Here is a 691-nt window from a genome sequence, read left to right as displayed (position 1 = left end):
CTTTCACTGCTAAGAAAAATCACTATCACCCCCTGAAAGTTCTGACTATCTTGCCAAATCATGATGTGTCAAAAGCTATCTTCTGTGCTTTAGCACCATGGGCAATGGCTTTAAACAAACTGTCCCATCTATCAATCATTAACGTGAGAAAGAAGCTGGTGATCTTCCTCCATAATCGCTTTCGTGTAGGCTTCCCTGGCTTATTTAAAGCCTGTTGGAATTTTGGACAAGACAGTTCCTGAATCTGAGCAACCAGGAATGCCAGAAAAGTAAGGTAGGCAAAATTCGTAGCCAGATGTTTTTCGCCATGACCGTAATTGTGTTCAAGTTGATAGCCTTGATTTTTCAGGGTGTTAAACGTTTCATTTTCAATGCGCCATCTGCAACGTCCTCCTCGCATCGTGGATTCAACGGTATCATCGGTTAATTCAAGATCGGTTACCCAGCACCAGACATGCTGGTTCCCTTTTTTGTCGATTTCAATGTAATCCAGAACATTAACCCGCTCTGTTTTATCCCGAATAAAAGAGGCCAGTACCATCAATAGGAAGCAGATAAAGATCTTGGATGCTGTCAAAACATTCTGACACTGTTTTTATCAAGTAAGAAGCACTGAATTGCCTGACATTTTTCTGAATTGCCGTACCCATGACTGACCCGACGACAACGATTGAGTAACATAATACAATTT

At 41.4% G+C, this 691-nt stretch carries 1 protein-coding gene; it reads right to left on the bottom strand.

Annotation, left to right across the window (positions count from 1 at the left end; all coding sequences use genetic code 11):
• Positions 1-58: 58 nt before the first annotated feature.
• A complete protein-coding gene (locus J7439_RS25760) occupies positions 59-541 on the bottom strand; it encodes a hypothetical protein (protein ID WP_209204913.1) in 483 nt (160 codons plus the stop codon).
• Between the last annotated feature and the right edge of the window lie 150 nt (positions 542-691).

It is taken from the genome of Salinisphaera sp. G21_0 (assembly GCF_017744115.1).
In the GTDB taxonomy this organism is placed as follows: Bacteria; Pseudomonadota; Gammaproteobacteria; order Pseudomonadales; family Endozoicomonadaceae; genus Endozoicomonas.
The sequence above is the reverse complement of the archived record's forward strand: the minus strand, read 5'-3'. Positions and strand labels throughout refer to the sequence as shown.

Coding starts and splice junctions, on each gene's coding strand:
- J7439_RS25760 (WP_209204913.1), bottom strand. CDS start 541: ATGGTACTGGCCTCTTTTATTCGGGATAAAACAGAGCGGGTTAATGTT.